The 17,941-nt window shown below is 68.1% G+C and carries 21 protein-coding genes; 13 read left to right on the forward strand and 8 right to left on the reverse strand.

The annotated features are described in order from the left end of the window. Positions 1–30: 30 nt before the first annotated feature. Complete coding sequence (gene polA / locus FHD67_RS08895; protein ID WP_139598489.1) at positions 31–2,829, reverse strand: DNA polymerase I; 2,799 nt, start codon at positions 2,827–2,829, stop codon at positions 31–33. Positions 2,830–2,911: 82 nt separating this feature from the next. On the opposite strand from polA, the gene FHD67_RS08900 reads away from it, so the two are divergent. Further along, a complete protein-coding gene (locus FHD67_RS08900; protein ID WP_139598490.1) occupies positions 2,912–3,094 on the forward strand; it encodes a DUF2256 domain-containing protein in 183 nt (60 codons plus the stop codon). 55 nt (positions 3,095–3,149) lie between these two features. Here FHD67_RS08900 and FHD67_RS08905 read toward each other — a convergent pair whose 3' ends face one another. Then, complete coding sequence (locus tag FHD67_RS08905) at positions 3,150–3,395, reverse strand: zinc-finger domain-containing protein (protein WP_045981767.1); 246 nt, start codon at positions 3,393–3,395, stop codon at positions 3,150–3,152. 90 nt (positions 3,396–3,485) lie between these two features. On the opposite strand from FHD67_RS08905, the gene FHD67_RS08910 reads away from it, so the two are divergent. After that, positions 3,486–4,409, forward strand: coding sequence for an ABC transporter ATP-binding protein (locus tag FHD67_RS08910; RefSeq protein WP_139598491.1), 924 nt, complete (start codon positions 3,486–3,488; stop codon positions 4,407–4,409). Between the two features lies 1 nt (position 4,410). On the opposite strand, the gene FHD67_RS08915 is transcribed toward FHD67_RS08910, so the two are convergent. Together FHD67_RS08915 and FHD67_RS08920 are read right to left on the reverse strand one after the other, a co-directional pair. Then, a complete protein-coding gene (locus FHD67_RS08915; protein WP_139598492.1) occupies positions 4,411–4,785 on the reverse strand; it encodes an HIT domain-containing protein in 375 nt (124 codons plus the stop codon). Between the two features lie 12 nt (positions 4,786–4,797). Then, positions 4,798–6,375, reverse strand: coding sequence for a DUF5928 domain-containing protein (locus FHD67_RS08920; protein ID WP_139598493.1), 1,578 nt, complete (start codon positions 6,373–6,375; stop codon positions 4,798–4,800). Positions 6,376–6,541: 166 nt separating this feature from the next. Here FHD67_RS08920 and FHD67_RS08925 point away from each other — a divergent pair, with 166 nt between their 5' ends. Beyond that, positions 6,542–7,360 (forward strand): sulfotransferase family protein, encoded by an 819-nt coding sequence (locus tag FHD67_RS08925; RefSeq protein ID WP_045981788.1) that lies wholly within the window; start codon positions 6,542–6,544, stop codon positions 7,358–7,360. Between the two features lie 85 nt (positions 7,361–7,445). Here FHD67_RS08925 and FHD67_RS08930 read toward each other — a convergent pair whose 3' ends face one another. The 4 genes from FHD67_RS08930 to ndk all read right to left on the reverse strand — a co-directional run bounded on the left by FHD67_RS08930 (position 7,446) and on the right by ndk (position 10,110). Then, complete coding sequence (locus FHD67_RS08930; protein ID WP_042251881.1) at positions 7,446–7,679, reverse strand: acyl carrier protein; 234 nt, start codon at positions 7,677–7,679, stop codon at positions 7,446–7,448. Positions 7,680–7,849: 170 nt separating this feature from the next. Further along, a complete protein-coding gene (fabG, locus tag FHD67_RS08935) occupies positions 7,850–8,587 on the reverse strand; it encodes a 3-oxoacyl-ACP reductase FabG (RefSeq protein ID WP_127897890.1) in 738 nt (245 codons plus the stop codon). Positions 8,588–8,650: 63 nt separating this feature from the next. Further along, positions 8,651–9,577, reverse strand: coding sequence for an ACP S-malonyltransferase (gene fabD, locus FHD67_RS08940; protein WP_139598494.1), 927 nt, complete (start codon positions 9,575–9,577; stop codon positions 8,651–8,653). Between the two features lie 110 nt (positions 9,578–9,687). Next, complete coding sequence (gene ndk / locus FHD67_RS08945; RefSeq protein WP_045981761.1) at positions 9,688–10,110, reverse strand: nucleoside-diphosphate kinase; 423 nt, start codon at positions 10,108–10,110, stop codon at positions 9,688–9,690. A 153-nt stretch (positions 10,111–10,263) separates the two neighbouring features. On the opposite strand from ndk, the gene FHD67_RS08950 reads away from it, so the two are divergent. The 10 genes from FHD67_RS08950 to ureG all read left to right on the forward strand — a co-directional run bounded on the left by FHD67_RS08950 (position 10,264) and on the right by ureG (position 17,867). Further along, positions 10,264–11,343: an AI-2E family transporter gene (locus tag FHD67_RS08950; protein ID WP_176695086.1), complete on the forward strand. Its 1,080-nt coding sequence runs from the start codon at positions 10,264–10,266 to the stop codon at positions 11,341–11,343. A gap of 118 nt (positions 11,344–11,461) precedes the next feature. Then, positions 11,462–12,226, forward strand: coding sequence for a GNAT family N-acetyltransferase (locus FHD67_RS08955; RefSeq protein ID WP_139598496.1), 765 nt, complete (start codon positions 11,462–11,464; stop codon positions 12,224–12,226). 125 nt (positions 12,227–12,351) lie between these two features. After that, positions 12,352–13,167 carry an urease accessory protein UreD gene (locus FHD67_RS08960; protein ID WP_046000036.1) on the forward strand — a complete coding sequence of 272 codons (816 nt, stop codon included), beginning with the start codon at positions 12,352–12,354 and terminating at the stop codon, positions 13,165–13,167. A gap of 2 nt (positions 13,168–13,169) precedes the next feature. After that, positions 13,170–13,484 carry an urease subunit gamma gene (locus tag FHD67_RS08965; RefSeq protein ID WP_046000035.1) on the forward strand — a complete coding sequence of 105 codons (315 nt, stop codon included), beginning with the start codon at positions 13,170–13,172 and terminating at the stop codon, positions 13,482–13,484. Between the two features lie 8 nt (positions 13,485–13,492). Next, positions 13,493–14,062, forward strand: coding sequence for a HupE/UreJ family protein (locus tag FHD67_RS08970; protein ID WP_139598497.1), 570 nt, complete (start codon positions 13,493–13,495; stop codon positions 14,060–14,062). Between the two features lies 1 nt (position 14,063). Then, positions 14,064–14,369, forward strand: a complete 306-nt coding sequence (locus tag FHD67_RS08975; RefSeq protein ID WP_046000033.1) for an urease subunit beta — start codon at positions 14,064–14,066, stop codon at positions 14,367–14,369. After that, complete coding sequence (ureC, locus tag FHD67_RS08980) at positions 14,366–16,051, forward strand: urease subunit alpha (protein WP_139598498.1); 1,686 nt, start codon at positions 14,366–14,368, stop codon at positions 16,049–16,051. The genes FHD67_RS08975 and ureC overlap by 4 nt, the downstream gene beginning before the upstream one ends. 16 nt (positions 16,052–16,067) lie before the next feature. Beyond that, complete coding sequence (locus tag FHD67_RS08985; RefSeq protein WP_139598499.1) at positions 16,068–16,619, forward strand: urease accessory protein UreE; 552 nt, start codon at positions 16,068–16,070, stop codon at positions 16,617–16,619. After that, positions 16,606–17,247, forward strand: a complete 642-nt coding sequence (locus FHD67_RS08990; protein WP_139598546.1) for an urease accessory protein UreF — start codon at positions 16,606–16,608, stop codon at positions 17,245–17,247. Before FHD67_RS08985 ends, FHD67_RS08990 begins: the two co-directional genes overlap by 14 nt. Continuing rightward, entirely contained in the window at positions 17,244–17,867 is a 624-nt protein-coding gene (ureG, locus tag FHD67_RS08995; RefSeq protein ID WP_139598500.1) for an urease accessory protein UreG, read from the forward strand. The genes FHD67_RS08990 and ureG overlap by 4 nt, the downstream gene beginning before the upstream one ends. The last annotated feature ends 74 nt before the right edge of the window (positions 17,868–17,941 follow it).

Here is a 17,941-nt window from a genome sequence, read left to right on the forward strand (position 1 = left end):
ACGAAGCGCCGGCCGGAGCGACCCTTGGGGTCAGTGCGCCTCGGCCCAGTTCATCCCTTGACCCGCATCCACGACCAGGGGCACCGACAGCCGCACCGACGGTTCGGGCGCGGCCTCCATGATGGTCCGGGCGCGGGCGATCAGGTCGTCCACCGCATCCTCGCGCACCTCGAAGACCAGTTCGTCATGCACCTGCAGCAGCATGCGCGCGGGCAGGTCGGCGATGGCGTCGGGCATGCGGATCATCGCGCGGCGGATGATGTCGGCCGCAGCCCCCTGGATCGGCGCGTTGATCGCCGCGCGACGCGCGCCCCCGGCGGCAGGCCCCGAGGTGTTGATGCCCGGCGTGTTGATGCGCCGCCCGAACAGCGTGGTGACGTAACCGTCCTGCTTCGCGTCGGCGACGGTCTTGTCCATATAGGCGCGGATCTCGGGGAAGCGTTCGAAATAGGTGTCGATGAAGCTCTGCGCCTCGGCCCGCGGGATGCGCAGGTTCCGGGACAGCCCGAACCCCGAGATGCCGTAGATCACGCCGAAGTTGATCGCCTTGGCGCGACGGCGGATCATCGGGTCCATCCCTTCGACGGGGACGCCGAACATCTGGCTGGCGGTCATGGCGTGAATGTCGATCCCCTCGCGGAAGGCCTGCTTCAGCGCCGGGATGTCGGCCACATGCGCAAGGATCCGCAGCTCGATCTGGCTATAGTCCAGGGCCACCAGCTTGAACCCCTCGGGCGCGATGAAGGCCTGGCGGATGCGGCGGCCCTCCTCGGTCCGGATCGGGATGTTCTGCAGGTTCGGCTCGGTCGAGGACAGCCGCCCCGTCTGCGCGCCGGTGATCGAATAGCTGGTATGGACCCGCCCCGTTTCCGCATTCACATAGGTGGGCAGCGCGTCGGTATAGGTCGATTTCAGCTTGCTGATCTGACGCCAGTCCAGCACCCGCGCGGGCAGGTCGTGGCCTTCGGCGGCCAGATCCTCCAGCACGTCGGCGCTGGTGGAAAACGCCCCGGTCTTGCCCTGCTTGCCGCCGCTCAGTCCCATCTTGTCGAACAGGATCTCGCCCAGCTGCTTGGGGCTGCCGATGTTAAAGCTCTGCCCCGCCAGCCCGTGGATCTCATCCTCCAGCCCGGCCATCTTCTGCGCGAAGGCGTTCGACATGCGCTTGAGCACATCGGTGTCGATGCGGATGCCCGCCATCTCCATCTGGGCCAGGACCGGAATCATTGGCCGTTCCAGCGTGTGATAGACGGTGGACACCTTCTCGACCGGCAGCATCGGCAGGAAATGCTGATAGAGGCGCAGCGTGACATCGGCATCCTCGGCCGCATAGGGCGCGGCCTTGTCGATGGCGACCTGGCCGAAATGCAGCTGCGCCTTGCCCGACCCGATCAGCTCCTTGATGGGAATGCATTTGTGGCCCAGATAGCGCTCGGCCAGCTCGTCCATGCCGTGATTATGCGTGCCCGCGTTCAGCGCATAGGACATCAGCATCGTGTCGGCGACCGGGGCCATTTGGATGCCATGTCGGGCCAGCATCTTCCAGTCGTATTTCAGGTTCTGCCCGATCTTCAGGATCGCGGCATCCTCCAGCACCGGCTTCAGCGCGGCCAGCACGGCGGCGGGGTCCAGCTGCCCCGCCACCCGCGCGGACTGGCCGAACAGATCGTCGCCCCCCGCGACATGGCCCAGGGGGATGTAACACGCCCGCCCCGGCGCGACCGCCAGGCTGATGCCGACCAGATCGGCCTGCATCTCGTCCAGGCTCGTGGTTTCCGTGTCGATGGCGACCTGCCCCGCCTCGCCGATCGCGGCGATCCAGGCGTCCAGCGCCTCGGGCGTGGTCACGGTCTCATAGAGGCCCATGTCGATGGCGGGTTGATCGGGGGCCGCGGGCGCCTCGCTGGCGGGGGCCGCCTGCACGGCCGGGGCCTCGGCGCCCAGGGATTCCGCCACGCGGTTCGTCAGCGTGCGGAACTCCATCTCGGACAGGAAGGCCAGCAGGCGGTCTGCATCGGGGGCCTTCACCTCAAGGGACTCCAGCGTCACGTCCAGCGGCGTGGCGCAATCCAGCTGCACCAGACGCTTGCTGACGCGGATCTGGTCTGCATGCTCGATCAGGGTCTGGCGGCGCTTGGGCTGCTTGATCTCCTCGGCGCGCGACAGCAGCGTCTCCAGATCGCCGTATTCCTGGATCAAGAGGGCCGCGGTCTTGATGCCGATGCCCGGCGCGCCCGGCACGTTGTCGACCGCGTCGCCCGCCAGCGCCTGCACGTCCACCACGCGGTCGGGACCGACGCCGAACTTCTCGAAAACCTCGTCGGGGCCGATCAGCTTGTTCTTGATCGGGTCCAGCATGTCGACGCCGTCGCCGATCAGCTGCATCAGGTCCTTGTCGCTGCTGATGATCGTGGCCGTGCCCCCGGCGTTGCGCGCGGCGCAGGCCATGGCCGCGATGATGTCGTCGGCCTCATAGCCCTCGGTCTCGATGCACGCGATGTTGAAGGCCCGCGTCGCGTCGCGGGTCAGCGGGAATTGCGGGCGCAGATCCTCGGGCGGCTCGGGGCGCTGCGCCTTGTAGGCGGGATAGATCTCGTTGCGGAAGGTCTTGGACGAATGATCGAAGATCACCGCCGCATGGGTCGGCGCGGTATGCCCGTCATCGGTCTGAACATAGCGCCACAGCATGTTGCAGAACCCCGCGACCGCGCCCACCGGCAGCCCGTCCGACTTGCGCGTCAGCGGCGGCAGCGCGTGATAGGCGCGGAAGATGAAGGCCGATCCGTCGATCAGATGCAGATGACAGCCCTTGCCGAAACGCTCGCCCATGATCACCTATCCTTGCTGGTCAGGGCCGCCTTGTGCCACGACCGGGACCGATCTTCCAGCGCGATGCCCCCAGGAAACCGTCATGCCCAAGATGCGCCGCAAATCCGACCTGCCGACCAAGATCTGCGCGGCCTGCGGCCTGCCCTTCGCGTGGCGCAAGAAATGGGAACGCGATTGGGACAATGTCCGCTACTGCTCGGACCGCTGCCGGGGCAAGGGCAACGCCCGCGGAGAGGCGCCGGGCGGCAAGGCCGCCCCGGTTTGACGGCCCCCTCGATGGGGGCGGCAAACCGACGCGGGTCGGGACGATCCTCAGCGGGTCAGTGGTCGTCGTGGGCGTGATCGCGGTCGATCACGAAGCGCTTGTCGCAATAGCCGCAGTCGACAAACCCCATGTCCGGGCTGATCGCCAGCCAGACGCGCGGATGGCCCAGGCCCGCCGCATCATCGCCGTCGCAGCTGACGCGCCAGCGGGTCACCACCTCGGTCACGGGGGCGGGGCGGGTCGTGGCCTCTGGCCCGGTTTCGGTCGACAGGGGGGTCTCGGGCGTCACGTGCTGCGTCATGGCTGGCCTTCTTGTGGCGGCGTGCATCATCTGGTCTAACCCCATTAGCGCAGCGCCGCCTGCCTTCGCAAGCTCTGCAAGGATCACCCCATGCCCGACGCCATCCAGATCACCGGTCTTCGCAAGACCTATGCCGCCCAAGGCAACGCCCCGGCCAAGGACGCGCTCAAGGGCGTCGACCTGACCATCCGCGCCGGCAGCATCTTCGGCCTTCTGGGCCCCAACGGCGCGGGCAAGTCGACGATGATCAACATCCTGGCCGGGCTGGTGAACAAGACCGCCGGAAAGGTTTCCATCTGGGGGTTCGACCAGGACGTGAACCCGCGCCAGTCGCGCGCCGCCATCGGGGTCATGCCCCAGGAACTGAACATGGACCCGTTCTTTTCCCCCCGCGCCAGCCTGGAGGTCCAGGCGGGCCTTTACGGCGTGCCGAAATCCGAACGCTGGACCGATGAGCTGCTGGCCCTGGTCGGCCTGACCGACCAGGGCAACGCCTATGCCAGGAACCTGTCGGGCGGCATGAAGCGGCGGCTGCTGCTGGCCAAGGCGCTGGTCCATCGCCCGCACATCCTGGTCCTGGACGAACCCACCGCGGGCGTCGACATCACCCTGCGCGAGATGCTGTGGAAGAATGTCCGCCGCCTGAACGAACAGGGCATGACCATCATCCTGACCACCCATTACCTGGAGGAGGCCGAACAGATGTGCGACGAGATCGCCATCATCAACCACGGCCAGGTGGTGGTGCGCCAATCGACCCAGGATCTGCTGTCGCGCACCGACGGCAAGACGCTGGTGCTGGACACGGGCGGCGCGGTCCCGCATCCGCCCCTGCCCGCGGGCGCGCGCCCAGAGACGCGGCCCGACGGGCGGCTGGCGATCACCTATCCCCCGTCGCGGCTGCGCGCCGACCAGATCCTGGACGCGGTGCGCGCCGCGGGCGTGCCCATCCTGGACGTCGCCGCCGAACAGCCCGACCTGGAGGACGTCTTCGTCGAACTGACCCGCGACTAGATCAGCCGCGCGCCCCGATCATCGGCCCCATGATCGACCCGCCCATGATGTGCAGGTGGAAATGGGGCACCTCCTGCACGCCGTCATGGCCTGCATTGGTGATGGCGCGGAACCCGTTGCCCTGCTCCAGGCCCACCCCCTCCAGCGCGCAGACCTGGGCGCAAAGCCGCATGAAGCCCGCGATCTCGGCCTCGGACGCGTTGGCCGCGAAATCGTCGAAGGCGACATAGCGGCCCTTGGGGATCACCAAGACATGGCTGGGCGCCTTGGGCGCGATGTCGCGGAACGCCAGGGCGTGATCATTCTCGGCCACGGTGTCGTTGGGGATCTCTCCGCGCAGGATGCGGGCAAAGATGTTGCTGTCGTCATAGGCCATGAATGTCTTCCTTCAGTCGGCAAAAAGATGCGGCGTCTCTGCCAGGGCGCGGGCCTGCGGCTCGGCCACCCCAAGGAACGCGGCCAGCGCCGCGGCGTTGCGATCGGGCCCCGCGGATTCCGAAATGGTCGCCAGATGGCGGAACCCCGCCTCCCTAAGGCGGTCCGCCTCGTGCTGCAGGTCGTTGCGCACGATGGGCAGCAGGCGGTGGACGATGTCGGACGGGGCGTCCGGGCTGACCAGTCCGACCCTGCCCATATGGCCGCGGACGTAATCGTCGTCGAACCGGCTGTCCACGAACAGAACCCGCGTCTGCGCCCGGTCGGCGTCGAAATCGGCGATCAGGCTGACCGCCGACGGATCGACGCAGAACACCAGCCGGTCGCTGCCGAACTGCTCGAACATCAGCTTGACCAGCGCGCGGCGGTGACGCTCGCGCTTGTCCACGGTCGATGCCACGCCGCCCATGTCCGGCAGGTGCGCGTCCTGTTCGTTGAACACGTAATCGACCGCAGGAATGTCCGTGGCGGCGCGGATGGCCGCAGTCAGCCGCTTGGCGACATGCCATTTCTTGGCCACCACGATCTGGACCACGCGTTCGGCGCCCAGACTGCCGTCCGTCTCCCAGAACCGCGGGGCAAAGCGGCGCCCGATGCGCCCGCGGCCGGTCAGAAAGCTGAACAACCGCCGCCCCTCGGCCGAGATGGTGAAATCCTGCCCCGTGGCCTGCCACAGCGCGCCAAGCCGGGCGCGCAGCTCCTGCGCCTCGGGGCTGATCTTGCGGGCGAACAGGTAATCCTGGCGAAGCAGCAGGTCGTAATGGTCGTTGTGGAAATTGATCGGCATCCCGTAATCGCTGAAGATCAGGAAGGTCAGCGTGCGGGTGCGGATCTGCTGGCGCGGCACGACATGGGCCACCAGGGTCTGAAAGAACGTCTCGTCCGGGATCCAGGTGGTGCTGAAAAAGCGCACGATCTCGGGGCGCGCGCGGATCAGGTCCAGGATCGCCTCGACCGTCTGGCGGCGCAGGCACCACCATTGCGACCCGATCATCACCTGCAGATCGTCGGGCACCCGCCGCGTCAGCCCAAGCCGCTGCTGCAGCTGCAGGCTGGCATAGAACAGCGCCTTGTGGCTGCGTTCGTTGAACCAGTGGCGATAGATCAACCGCTCCTTGCGCAGGCCGGTCTTGATCCAGTCGCTGTTGAAGAAGTCAAAGCTTTCGATGTAGTCGCAATCTTCGGCATCCAGATAATTGTACGCGAATTCCGCCGACTTGATCGGCATGCAGTCGCCCGACAGCATGTAGAAATGCGTGGCCTGCGGAAACGCCGTCTCGGCCGCGCGCAGAGCCTCCAGGGTGGCGGCGACCAGCGACCATTCCCCCCATCCGCATCTGCGCCGACGCGCCGCAAAGGTCACGCGGGGATGGTCGTCCAGCGCATCGCGGATCTGCTGGAACATCGCCCGCGGGGCACGCTTGTCGAAATGGATCGACACGTAATCCCCCGTCGCCGTCAGACGCCGCGCCTGATCGATCACACCCTGCGGGTCCTTGTGCATCAGCAGGATGAAGGCGATGCGTGCCATGCGCTGGACGGTCCCCCGGGGCCAAATAGGTGCAGTTTGACGTAAGGCGTTGAATATGTCTGCGGGTTTTGGTTTGAATGTGTAACCTTTTTTGTCGGTGGGACAAGCAGGACGGCCCGACGCCAGGGCCTCTGACCCGTTGATCGCAAGCGAAGTGGATGTCACGATGGGTTTCCCCGGTGTCTGGATGACGGAAAGCGAAAGCCTGATCTATCGGGTGGTGCCGAAATGCGCCTGCTCGACGATCGGCCAGATCATGTTCCACTCCGACCATGGCCGCTTCTTCGACGGGGACATCCACGATTCGACCGACGGGCTGCACAAATGGGCCCAGGACCACAGCCACGATCCGATCGAACGGGCGGTCCGGGCGCGTTCGGGCGTGACCTTCACCTGCGTGCGCAACCCCTATGCCCGGCTGCTGTCGTCGTTCTTCGACAAGATCGCGGGCATCCAGCGCAACGGCCGCCGCTATCGTGGCAACCTGGTCCCGCAGCTGGTGCAACGTTACGGCATCGACGTGGGCAGCCCCGACAACGGCTTCGAATTCGACCAGATCGCCAGTTTCCGCCGTTTTCTGCTGTTCGCGCGCGACACCGTCCGGTTCCGCAAGCCGATGGAGCCCGACATCCATTGGTCGGCCATGTCGGGCCACATCTCGACCTTCATCGTGAATGGCGGGCGCTACGACCAGATCTTCTTCACCGAGGCGTTCAACGAGGGCATGGCAAAGGTGCTGGCCGCCGCCGACACCAAGGTCGCGATCGACCTGGATCAGGTGCCCCGGTTCAACGAATCCGAAGGCCATGGCCCCAAGCGCGCGCATAAGGTCAGCGACTATTTCGACGACCTGTCGCGGCACCTGATCTGGGAGATCTACAAGGACGACTTCCGGCTGTTCCGCTACGACTTCGACGATCCGGACAACAAGATGCCCCTGGGCGAGGTCGACCTGGACGAGGTGCACGCCAAGCTGGGCCGCTGATCCGCCACCCAGCCATGAAAAACGGCGCCTCCCTTTCGGGGGCGCCGCAAATCCTGCCGCACCAGGGCGCGGCCAAAAGCGTGGATCAGACCGCGCCCTTGATGAAGGTCACCGCGTCGCCGACGGTCTGGATGGTTTCGGCGGCATCGTCGGGGATCTCGATCCCGAACTCTTCCTCGAACGCCATGACCAGCTCGACGGTGTCGAGGCTGTCGGCACCCAGGTCGTCGATGAACGAAGCGGATTCGACCACCTTGTCCTCGTCGACACCCAGATGCTCGACCACGATCTTCTTCACGCGATCAGCGATATCGCTCATGTCATATCCTCATTCTCGCGGGCATCCGCCCAAGTTTTGCACGGACACGCGGTCCGGTTCAGCACAGGGCGGTTCCCCTGCTGCTAAAGGCGGGGATATAGCACCCATGAACCCTCATGCAACCGATTTCGCACGGTTTCGTGCGCGCAATCCCGGCCGCGGACGCCGGGTCAGACCATCGCCATGCCGCCGTTGACGTGCAGCGTGGCCCCGGTGACATAGCTGGCCTCGGGGCTGGACAGGTACAGGACCGCGGCGGCGATCTCCTCGGCGCTGCCCATGCGGCCGGCGGGGATCTGCGTCAGGATCTTGCCCTTCTGGTCGTCGGTCAGCTTGTCGGTCATCGGCGTCTCGATAAAGCCGGGCGCCACGCAGTTCACCGTGATCCCGCGGCTGGCGACCTCGTAGGCCAGCGATTTCGACATGCCGACCACGCCCGCCTTGGCGGCGGCATAGTTGCCCTGCCCCGGATTGCCCGTGGCCCCCACGACCGAGGTGATGTTGACGATCCGCCCCCACCGCGCCTTCATCATGCCGCGCAGCACCGCGCGCGACAGCTTGAAGGTGCTGGTCAGGTTCACGTCCAGCACCTGCGCCCATTCGTCATCCGACATGCGCATGAACAGGTTGTCGCGGGTGATGCCGGCATTGTTGACCAGGATGTCGATCGACCCCATCGCCTCGGCCGCCGCCTTCGGCAGCGCCAGGACCGATTCCGCATCGCCCAGGTTCGCGGTCACGACATGCGCCCGCTCGCCCAGCCTGTCGGCCAGCGCGCGCAGCGGCGCCTCGCGCGTCCCGGACAGCGCCACCGTGGCCCCCGCCCCATGCAGCGCCTCGGCGATCGCGCCGCCGATCCCGCCCGACGCGCCCGTCACCAGCGCGGTCTTTCCCGTCAGATCGAACATCCCAAGCCTCTTCTTCTTTGTCCAAATACCCCCGGGGTCCGGGGCGGCGCCCCGGTCCGCCGGTCAGCCCTTCAGCGCCGCCACATCGGCAGGAGTGCCCACGTTGCGCACCGTCACATCCTTGGCGATCCGCTTGATCATTCCCGACAGGGCCTTGCCCGCGCCGATCTCCCAGAACTCGGTGACGCCGCCCTCGGCCATCGTGGCGATCGACTCGCGCCAGCGCACGGTCCCGGTTACCTGCTCGACCAGCAGGCGGCGGATGGCGCCGGGCTCGGTCACGGCCTCGGCGCGCACGTTGGCGATCAACGGCACGGCGGGGGGCTGGATGTCCACGCCCGCCAAGGCATCGGCCATGACCGCCGCGGCGGGCTGCATCAGCACCGAATGGAACGGCGCCGACACCGGCAGCATCAGCGCCCGCTTGGCGCCCGCGGCCTTCATCGCCTCGGCCGCGGCCTCGACGGCCCCCTTGTGCCCCGAGATCACGACCTGCGCAGGGTCGTTGTCATTGGCGGCCTGCACGACCTCGTCGCCCCCGATCTCGCGGCAGATGCGGTCGACGGTCTCGAAGTCCAGGCCCAGGATCGCGGCCATCGCGCCGACGCCCACCGGCACGGCCTCCTGCATGGCCTGACCGCGCAGACGCAGCAGGTGCGCGGTGTCGGCCAGCGTCAGCGACCCGGCCGCGCACAGCGCCGAATACTCGCCCAGTGAATGGCCCGCGACGAAATCGGCATTCGCGATGGTCAGGCCCTCGGCCTCCATCGCGCGGAACGCCGCGATCGACGTGGCCATCAGGGCGGGCTGGGCGTTCTGCGTCAGGGTCAGCGTGTCGGCGTCCCCCTCCCAGATCAGTGCGGACAGGCTCTCGCCCAGGGCCTCGTCCACCTCGTCGAAGACGGCGCGCGCCGCCGGATAGGCCTCGGCCAGTTCGCGGCCCATGCCGATGGTCTGGGCGCCTTGCCCCGGAAACACGAATGCCCGCATGGCGGTCCCCCCTGTGATCATTGCGTTGCAGACGGGCATAGCCGTTGGCGGCGCAAAGAAAAAGGGGCCACCGGGGGCCCCTTTTCAAACGTCAGGGTCGGTGGACCCGATCAGCCGACCAGTTCCAGGCCCGAGAAGAAGAACGCGATCTCTTCCTTGGCGGTGTCGGCGGCATCCGAACCGTGGACCGAGTTCTCGCCCATGGACAGCGCGAATTCCTTGCGGATGGTGCCCTCGTCGGCGTTGGCCGGATTGGTGGCGCCCATCACTTCGCGGTTCTTGGCAATGGCGTTCTCGCCTTCCAGGACCTGCACGACGACCGGCTCGGAGGCCATGAACTCGACCAGCTCGCCATAGAACGGACGGTCCTTGTGGACCTCGTAGAACTTGCCGGCCTGGGCGGGCGACAGGTGGATGCGCTTGGACGCGACGATGCGCAGGCCGGCCTCCTCGAACTTGGCGGCGATCTTGCCGGTCAGGTTGCGGCGGGTCGCGTCGGGCTTGATGATCGAGAGGGTGCGTTCGATGGCCATGGTCTTCACCTTGTCTGATGCGCGGGCCGGGCCCGCATGAAAGGAAATCCGCGCCCGGTTAGCAGGCTTGTCCGCCCCCGGCAAGGCGCGCGCGCAGGGCGGAACCCCCGGCCGCATCGGCGCCTTGTCCCGGTGCACCCTGCAGGAGACCCCATGACGCAGCTTTCCCCGGCCCCCGCGCCCGCCCCGCCGACGGCCCGGCGATCCCTGACCACAGGCACCATCGTGGCCACGCTGGCGCTGGCCGTGCTGCTGGCGGCGGCCTGGATCTGGTCGAACCTGCTGCTCATGTCCTTTGCGGCGATCCTGATCGCCATCGCGCTGCGCGCCGGCGCACGGGGGCTGAACCGGCTTCTGGGCCTGAACGTCAAGCTGGGCGTGCTGGTGGTGCTGCTGGGAGTGGTGGCGGTACTGGCCCTGCTGGTGCGGCTGGCCGGACCGTCCGTCGGGGACCAGTTCGGTCAGCTGGCCGATGCCCTGCCCGGCTCGTGGCAGGCCATCCAGGACTGGGCGTCATCGTGGCCCGTCGCCGACACGGTGATCCAGCGCGGAGAGGCCGCCGCCGGAGAGGACAACGCCATGCAGCTGGCACAGCGCCTGCCCGACGTGTTCGGCATGGTCCTGGGCGGCCTGAATTCGGTCCTGGGCAGCCTGTCCTCGGCCTTCCTGCTGCTGATCCTGTCGCTCTACATCGCGATGGAGGCGGACCTGTATCGCGGCGGCGCCCTGCGCCTGGTGCCCCTGCCCCGCCGCCCGCGGGCGGCGCAGATCATGGACGAGCTGGGCGAACAGCTGGGCCGCTGGATGGCGGGCCAGGCGCTGGACATGGGCATCGTCGCCGTGCTGGCCGGGATCGGCCTTTACCTGCTGGACGTGCCGCTGGCCTTCATCCTGGCGGTTATCGCGGGCCTGACCAACATCGTGCCGATCATCGGGCCGTTCTTTTCGGGCGCGATCGCGGTGGTCGTGGCGGCGCCGCAGGGGCTGGATACGGCCATCTACGTCGCGTTGCTGTTCACCGTTATCCAGGTCTTCGAGGGCGAGGTGCTGATGCCGATGATCCAGAAATACGCGGTCCAGCTGCCCCCGGCCCTGACCGTGCTGGCCATCGTCGCGGTCGGTGCGCTGTTCGGGCTGGTCGCGGTGATCCTGGCCACGCCGCTGCTGATCGTGGTCATGCATCTTGTCCGCCGCATCTATGTCGAGGACGTGCTGGGCGGCCGCATGGACTGACCCCCTGCCGCATCGCGCGGCAGGGCATGCAACTTTTGCGTGCGCGGATGCACGCCCGGTCGTGATTTCGACACATGATGGGCCTATGCTGCGGGTGACATTGACCGGGGGTCGCGCGATGCAACCGTTCTGCAAGGGCCGCTATCGTGCCCGCCTGGCCGAAACGCCGGGCGATCTGCGCGAATCACAGCGGCTGCGCTGGCTGGCCTTCGTCGCGCGCACGGGCCGGTCCGACGACGGACAGTCGCTCGACGCGGACCACCTGGACGACGACTGCCGCCACATGCTGATCCACGATCTGCGGGACGACCGGCTGGTCTGCAGCTTCCGTTTTCTGCCACTGGCCGACGGTTCCCAGATCGCGCGCAGCTATTCGGCGCAGTTCTACGACCTGGCGGCGCTTGGCCGATTCGACGGTCCGATGGTCGAGATGGGGCGGTTCTGCCTGTATCCCGACTGCCACGACCCGGACGTGATCCGCCTGGCCTGGGGCGCGCTGACCCGTTTCATCGAGGAGACCGGCGTCGAGATGCTGTTCGGCTGTTCCAGCTTCAGCGGTCTCGACCCCGAGACCCATGCCGAGGCCTTTGCCATGCTCAAGGACCGCCACCTGGCGCCACGCCGCTGGTGGCCGCGCGTCAAGGCGCCGACCGTGTTCCGCTTTGCCCGCGCCCTGCGCCTGCGCCAGCCCGACCCCCGTCGCGCGGCGGAGACGATGCCGCCCTTGCTGCGCAGCTATCTGGCGATGGGGGGCTGGGTCAGCGACCATGCCGTCGTCGATCCGGCGCTGATGACCATGCATGTCTTCACCGGGGTCGAGATCCGTGCCATCCCTCCCGCCCGCCGCCGCCTGCTGCACGCGCTGGCCCAGCAGCCCGCCTGACATCCGCCCCGAAAACGGGCACGCTGCCCAAACCGTGGGCAAATGCGGGGGATCTGCCCTTGGCGGGTGCAGGATGGCCGGCGGCGGTGATTGACCTTGCCCGATGTCAGGCGCCCCTTGCCCCCATGTTCGACACCGGTGCCCCATCCATCCGCATGCAGCGCAGCCACGGGGCGGCGCATGTGGTCATGGGGCCGCGCGGCCTGATCGATTTGGCCCAGCGCGGGTCGGCCAAGGCGATGCTGCCCCGCATGACCGCGGGCCTGCCCGAGATCGTGTTCCTGAACACCGCGGGCGGGTTGGCATCGGGCGACAGGCTGTCCTTTGGCGTGGACCTGCGGGCGGGTACGCGCGCCCTGGCCACGACCCAGACCGCCGAACGCGCCTATCGCGCGACGGGCGCGCCTGCGCGGGCCTCGGTCGCACTGACGGTCGGCGCTGGCGGCTGGCTGGACTGGCTGCCGCAGGAGACGATCCTCTATGACGACGCTCGGCTGGAGCGGGACACGACCGTCGATCTGGCCCCCGGTGCGGGCTGCCTGCTGCTGGAGATGCTGGTCCTGGGCCGCCTGGCCATGGGCGAACGCCCGACGCGGCTGCATCTGCGCGACCGCCGCGTGGTGCGCCGCGCGGGCCGCGTGATCCACCACGATGCGCTGTCGCTGGACGGTGACGCGCTTGCGCGGCTGGCGAACCCGGCCATGACCGCGGGTGCCCCGGCGCTGGCTACGCTGGCGCTGATCGCGGATGACGCGCCCGACCGGCTGGCCGCCGCCCGCGCCGTTCTGGACGAGCCCGGCGTGACGGCCGCCGCCAGCGCGCCCCCCGGCCGCCTGGTCATCCGCCTGCTGGCCGCCGATGGCTGGCCGCTGCGGCGGCAGATCAACCGAGTGCTGCGCGTCCTGCGCCCCGATCCCCTTCCCCGCATCTGGCAGGTCTGACGATGAACCTTTCCCCCCGCGAACGCGAGAAACTGCTGGTCTCGGTCGCCGCCATGGTGGCACGCGGCCGCCTGTCGCGCGGCGTCAAGCTGAACCACCCCGAGGCGATCGCGCTGATCACCGATTACGTGGTCGAAGGCGCGCGCGACGGACGATCCGTCGCCGACCTGATGCAGGCGGGGGCGCATGTGATCACCGCCGATCAGTGCATGCCCGGCATCCCCGCCATGATCGAATCCGTCCAGGTCGAGGCGACCTTTCCCGACGGGACCAAGCTGGTCACCGTCCACCACCCAATCCGCGAGGCCGCAGAATGAACGCCCTGATGAAACGCCTGTCCCTTGCCGCCACCCTGCTGCCCTCGGCCGCGCTGGCCCATCCCGGCCATGTCCACGATGCCCATGATTCGGGGGCACAGTTCATCCATGGCCTGGCCCACCCGGTCGGCGGGGCCGATCATCTGCTGGCGATGGTGGCGCTTGGCCTTCTGGCGGCGCAGCTGGGCGGGCGGGCGGTCTGGGCGCTGCCTGTGACCTTCGTGGGCGCGATGCTAGCCGGGGGCGCGATGGGCGCGGGCGGCATGGGCTTGCCAGTGGTCGAGCCGATGATCCTGGCCTCTGTCGTGATCCTGGGCGTGCTGGTCGCGATGGCCGCGCGCCTGCCGATGGCGGCGCTGGTCCCGATGGTCGCGGTCTTCGGCGCGGCCCATGGCTGGGCGCATGGGGCCGAGGGTCCGGCGACCGGCCTGCCCCTCTATGCGGCGGGCTTTGCTCTGGCGACCATGGCGCTGCATCTGGGCGGCATCGCCTTTGGCCGCCTGCTGTCGCGGGGGCTGGAGCTGCGCGTTCTGGGCGGCGGCACCGCGCTGGCGGGCCTGGCGCTGACGGTGGCGTGACATGATTCCCGGAGAGGTCTTTCCCGCCGAGGGCACCATCGCGCTGAACGACGGACGCGCCACGATCACGCTGATGATCGCCAATACCGGCGACCGGCCCATCCAGGTCGGCAGCCATTACCATTTCGCGGAAACCAACGCCGCGCTGGACTTTGATCGCAAAGCGGCGCGTGGCATGCGGCTGGCCATCCCCGCAGGCACTGCCGTGCGGTTCGAGCCGGGCCAGTCGCGTCAGGTCACGTTGGTGGGCTATGCGGGCGACCGCATCGTGCACGGCTTTCGCGGCCAGATCGGGGGTGCGCTGTGACCACCCTGTCCCGCGCCGATTACGCGGCGCTTTACGGCCCCACCACCGGCGACCGCATCCGGTTGGCGGACACGGAAATCATCATCGAGGTCGAGCGCGACCTGACCATCCCCGGAGAGGAGGTCAAGTTCGGCGGCGGCAAGGTCGTCCGCGACGGCATGGGCCAAAGCCAGATCACCCGCGCGGGCGGCGCGATGGACACGGTCATCACCGGCGTCGTGGTCTTTGACCATCAGGGCATCGTCAAGGCCGACGTGGGCATCCGCGACGGCATGATCGCGGGCATCGGCAAGGCCGGCAACCCCGACACCCAGCCCGGCGTCACTCTGATCATCGGCCCCGGGACCGAGATCATCGCCGGAGAGGGACGCATCCTGACGCCCGGCGGCTTCGACTGCCACATCCACTACATCTGCCCGCAGCAGGTGGACCATGCGCTGCATTCAGGCGTCACGACGCTGCTGGGCGGCGGCACCGGCCCCGCGCATGGCACCTTGGCTACGACCTGCACGCCGGGGCCCTGGCACATCGCCCGCATGCTGGAGGCCTGCGCCGACCTGCCGGTCAACATCGGCATCGCGGGCAAGGGAAATGCGTCGATTGCGGCGCCGCTGGAGGAGCAGATCCGCGCGGGCGCCTGCGCGCTGAAGCTGCACGAGGATTGGGGCACCACGCCCAAGGCCATCGACACCTGCCTCAGCGTCGCCGACGCGATGGACGTGCAGGTGATGATCCACACCGACACGCTGAACGAATCGGGCTTTGTCGAGGATACGATGGCCGCCATCGGTGGGCGCACCATCCATGCCTATCACACCGAAGGCGCGGGCGGCGGGCATGCCCCCGACATCATCCGCATGGTCGGCATGGCGAACGTGCTGCCGTCATCGACCAACCCCACGCGCCCCTACACCGCCAATACGGTGGAGGAGCATCTGGACATGCTGATGGTGTGTCACCACCTGGATCGCCGGGTGCCCGAGGACGTGGCCTTTGCCGAAAGCCGCATCCGAAAGGAGACCATCGCGGCCGAGGATATCCTGCACGACCTGGGCGCGTTTTCGGTGATCTCGTCCGACAGCCAGGCGATGGGCCGGATCGGAGAGGTGATCATCCGCACCTGGCAGACCGCGTCCAAGATGCGCCAGCAGCGCGGACGCCTTCCTGACGAACAGGGCCAGAACGACAACATCCGCGCCCGGCGATACATCGCCAAATACACGATCAACCCGGCCATCGCGCATGGAGTCAGCGCGCATATCGGCTCGATCACCCCGGGCAAGCGCGCCGATCTGGTCCTGTGGTCGCCCGCCTTCTTTGCGGCCAAGCCCGAGATGGTGCTGGTCGGCGGGCAGATCAGTGTGGCGCAGATGGGCGATCCGAACGGCTCGATCCCGGTGCAGCCGATCTTTTCGCGACCCATGTGGGGGCACAACCGCCGCGCCTCGGCACTGTTTCTATCCCGCGCGGGGCTAGAGGCCGGGGCCGGAGAGCCGCTGTCCAAGACCCTGATCGCGGTCGAGAACACCCGCGACATCGGCAAGCGCGACATGGCGATGAACGACGCCATGCCCACAATCGAGGTCGATCCCGAGACCTACGAGGTCCGGGCCGATGGACAATTGTTAACCTGCGAGCCCGCGACGGAACTGCCGCTGGCACAGCGCTATTTCCTCTTCTGAGAGGGAGGACCCCACCATGATCGCAACCGCACATTCCATCATCCGCAACGCCCCCGCGCCCTTCGACGCAGAGGTCAGCCTGGACTATGAAGGCCGCCTGATGCGCCGCAAGCGCCTGTCCTGCGAGGGGGGCGACTTCATGGTCGACCTGCCCGAGGTCACCAGCCTGGACGACGGCGACGCGTTCGAGCTGTCCGACGGCCGCCAGGTCGTCGTGCGCGCCGCGCCGGAACCGGTGCTGGTCATCCGCGGCAACCTGCCCCGGCTGGCCTGGCACATCGGCAACCGCCACACCCCCTGCCGGATCGAGGCAGACCGCCTGGTCATCCGCCAGGATCACGTGCTGGAGGCGATGCTGAAGCAGCTGGGCGCGGACATGTGCCGCAAGGACATGCCCTTCCGTCCCGAAGGCGGCGCCTATGGCCACGGCCGCACCTTCGGCCATGACCACGGCCCCGCAACGAACAACCCCCATGGCGCGGGCGAACACATGCATTCCCACGCGGAAGGCCACAGCCACTCCCATACGCATGCCGAAAGCCACAGCCACGCGCATGACCACGCCTGAGGCCGCCCGCCTGCAGCTGTCGCAACTGCTGTCGCCCGCCTTTCCGGTGGGCGGCTTTGCCTGGTCGCAGGGCTTGGAATACGCGATGGACGCGGCCTGGTTAACGCGTGCGACGCTGCCGCAATGGCTGGCCGACTGGCTGGATCACGGCGCGGGCTGGTCCGATGCGGTGCTGCTGTCGCTGGCCATGCAGCCCGGTGCCGACCACGCCGATCTGGACGACCTTGCCCGCGCCGCCTGCATGAGCAGCCAGCGCCTGGCCGAGACGACCGAGCAGGGCGCGGCCTTCGCCGCCAACATGGCCGCGCTGACCGGGTCGCCGCAGCCGCCCGTGGCCCTGCCCGTCGCCATGGGCCGCGCCTGCGCCGCCCTGCCCCTGCCTCCGGCAGAGATCATCGCGGCCTTCCTGCAGGCGCAGGCGGCGGCGCTGATCAGCGCGGCGGTGCGGTTCCTGCCCCTGGGCCCGGTCGAGGGACAGCGGATGCTGGCCGCGCTGCAGCCCGCGATCCTGGAACGCGCCGCCCGCGCCGTCACGGCCACGCCCGACGATCTGACCAGCGCCACCTGGGGCGCCGACATCGCCGCGATGGCCCACGAAACCATGACCACAAGGATCTTCCGCTCATGAGCTTGAATGGCCCTCTCCGCGTCGGCATCGGCGGTCCCGTCGGCGCCGGCAAGACGACGCTGACCGAACAGCTGGCCCGCGCGCTGGCTCCCCGCCTGTCGATGGCGGTGATCACCAACGACATCTATACCCGCGAGGACGCCGAGGCACTGATGCGCGCCCAGGTCCTGCCTGTCGAACGCATCCGCGGCGTGGAAACCGGCGGCTGCCCGCACACCGCCATCCGCGAGGATGCCAGCATCAACCTGGCCGCCATCGCCGATCTGAACGCGGCCTTCCCGGATCTGGAGCTGATCCTGATCGAATCGGGTGGCGACAATCTGGCCGCGACCTTCAGCCCGGAACTGGCCGACCTGACGATCTATGTGATCGACACCGCCGCCGGGCAGGACATTCCCAGGAAGCGCGGCCCGGGACTTGCGCGGTCCGATCTGCTGGTGGTGAACAAGACAGACCTGGCCCCGCATGTCGGCGTCGATGCGGTTCTGCTGGAAAAGGATGCACATGAGGCACGGGGACCCCGTCCCGTGGTCATGGCCCAACTACGTCACGGCCGCGGCGTGCAGCAGATCGTCGATTTCCTGGTCGAACAGGGCGGCCTGACGCCGCGCGCGGCGTAACTTTGCCCGGCGGGCGGGCATTTGCCCCGCCCGCTGCCAAAGTCCGCGCCACTGCCTGCGCGGGGCGCGCAGGG

The organism is Paracoccus haeundaensis, from assembly GCF_006239215.1.
GTDB classification, from domain to species: domain Bacteria; phylum Pseudomonadota; class Alphaproteobacteria; order Rhodobacterales; family Rhodobacteraceae; genus Paracoccus; species Paracoccus marcusii.

Bases quoted from the DNA above. Each gene is read 5' to 3' on its own strand.
- polA (WP_139598489.1), bottom strand. From the start codon at position 2,829: ATGGGCGAGCGTTTCGGCAAGGGCTGTCATCTGCATCTGATCGACGGA.
- FHD67_RS08900 (WP_139598490.1), top strand. From the start codon at position 2,912: ATGCCCAAGATGCGCCGCAAATCCGACCTGCCGACCAAGATCTGCGCG.
- FHD67_RS08905 (WP_045981767.1), bottom strand. From the start codon at position 3,395: ATGACGCAGCACGTGACGCCCGAGACCCCCCTGTCGACCGAAACCGGG.
- FHD67_RS08910 (WP_139598491.1), top strand. From the start codon at position 3,486: ATGCCCGACGCCATCCAGATCACCGGTCTTCGCAAGACCTATGCCGCC.
- FHD67_RS08915 (WP_139598492.1), bottom strand. From the start codon at position 4,785: ATGGCCTATGACGACAGCAACATCTTTGCCCGCATCCTGCGCGGAGAG.
- FHD67_RS08920 (WP_139598493.1), bottom strand. From the start codon at position 6,375: ATGGCACGCATCGCCTTCATCCTGCTGATGCACAAGGACCCGCAGGGT.
- FHD67_RS08925 (WP_045981788.1), top strand. From the start codon at position 6,542: ATGGGTTTCCCCGGTGTCTGGATGACGGAAAGCGAAAGCCTGATCTAT.
- FHD67_RS08930 (WP_042251881.1), bottom strand. From the start codon at position 7,679: ATGAGCGATATCGCTGATCGCGTGAAGAAGATCGTGGTCGAGCATCTG.
- fabG (WP_127897890.1), bottom strand. From the start codon at position 8,587: ATGTTCGATCTGACGGGAAAGACCGCGCTGGTGACGGGCGCGTCGGGC.
- fabD (WP_139598494.1), bottom strand. From the start codon at position 9,577: ATGCGGGCATTCGTGTTTCCGGGGCAAGGCGCCCAGACCATCGGCATG.
- ndk (WP_045981761.1), bottom strand. From the start codon at position 10,110: ATGGCCATCGAACGCACCCTCTCGATCATCAAGCCCGACGCGACCCGC.
- FHD67_RS08950 (WP_176695086.1), top strand. From the start codon at position 10,264: ATGACGCAGCTTTCCCCGGCCCCCGCGCCCGCCCCGCCGACGGCCCGG.
- FHD67_RS08955 (WP_139598496.1), top strand. From the start codon at position 11,462: ATGCAACCGTTCTGCAAGGGCCGCTATCGTGCCCGCCTGGCCGAAACG.
- FHD67_RS08960 (WP_046000036.1), top strand. From the start codon at position 12,352: ATGTTCGACACCGGTGCCCCATCCATCCGCATGCAGCGCAGCCACGGG.
- FHD67_RS08965 (WP_046000035.1), top strand. From the start codon at position 13,170: ATGAACCTTTCCCCCCGCGAACGCGAGAAACTGCTGGTCTCGGTCGCC.
- FHD67_RS08970 (WP_139598497.1), top strand. From the start codon at position 13,493: ATGAAACGCCTGTCCCTTGCCGCCACCCTGCTGCCCTCGGCCGCGCTG.
- FHD67_RS08975 (WP_046000033.1), top strand. From the start codon at position 14,064: ATGATTCCCGGAGAGGTCTTTCCCGCCGAGGGCACCATCGCGCTGAAC.
- FHD67_RS08985 (WP_139598499.1), top strand. From the start codon at position 16,068: ATGATCGCAACCGCACATTCCATCATCCGCAACGCCCCCGCGCCCTTC.
- FHD67_RS08990 (WP_139598546.1), top strand. From the start codon at position 16,606: ATGACCACGCCTGAGGCCGCCCGCCTGCAGCTGTCGCAACTGCTGTCG.
- ureG (WP_139598500.1), top strand. From the start codon at position 17,244: ATGAGCTTGAATGGCCCTCTCCGCGTCGGCATCGGCGGTCCCGTCGGC.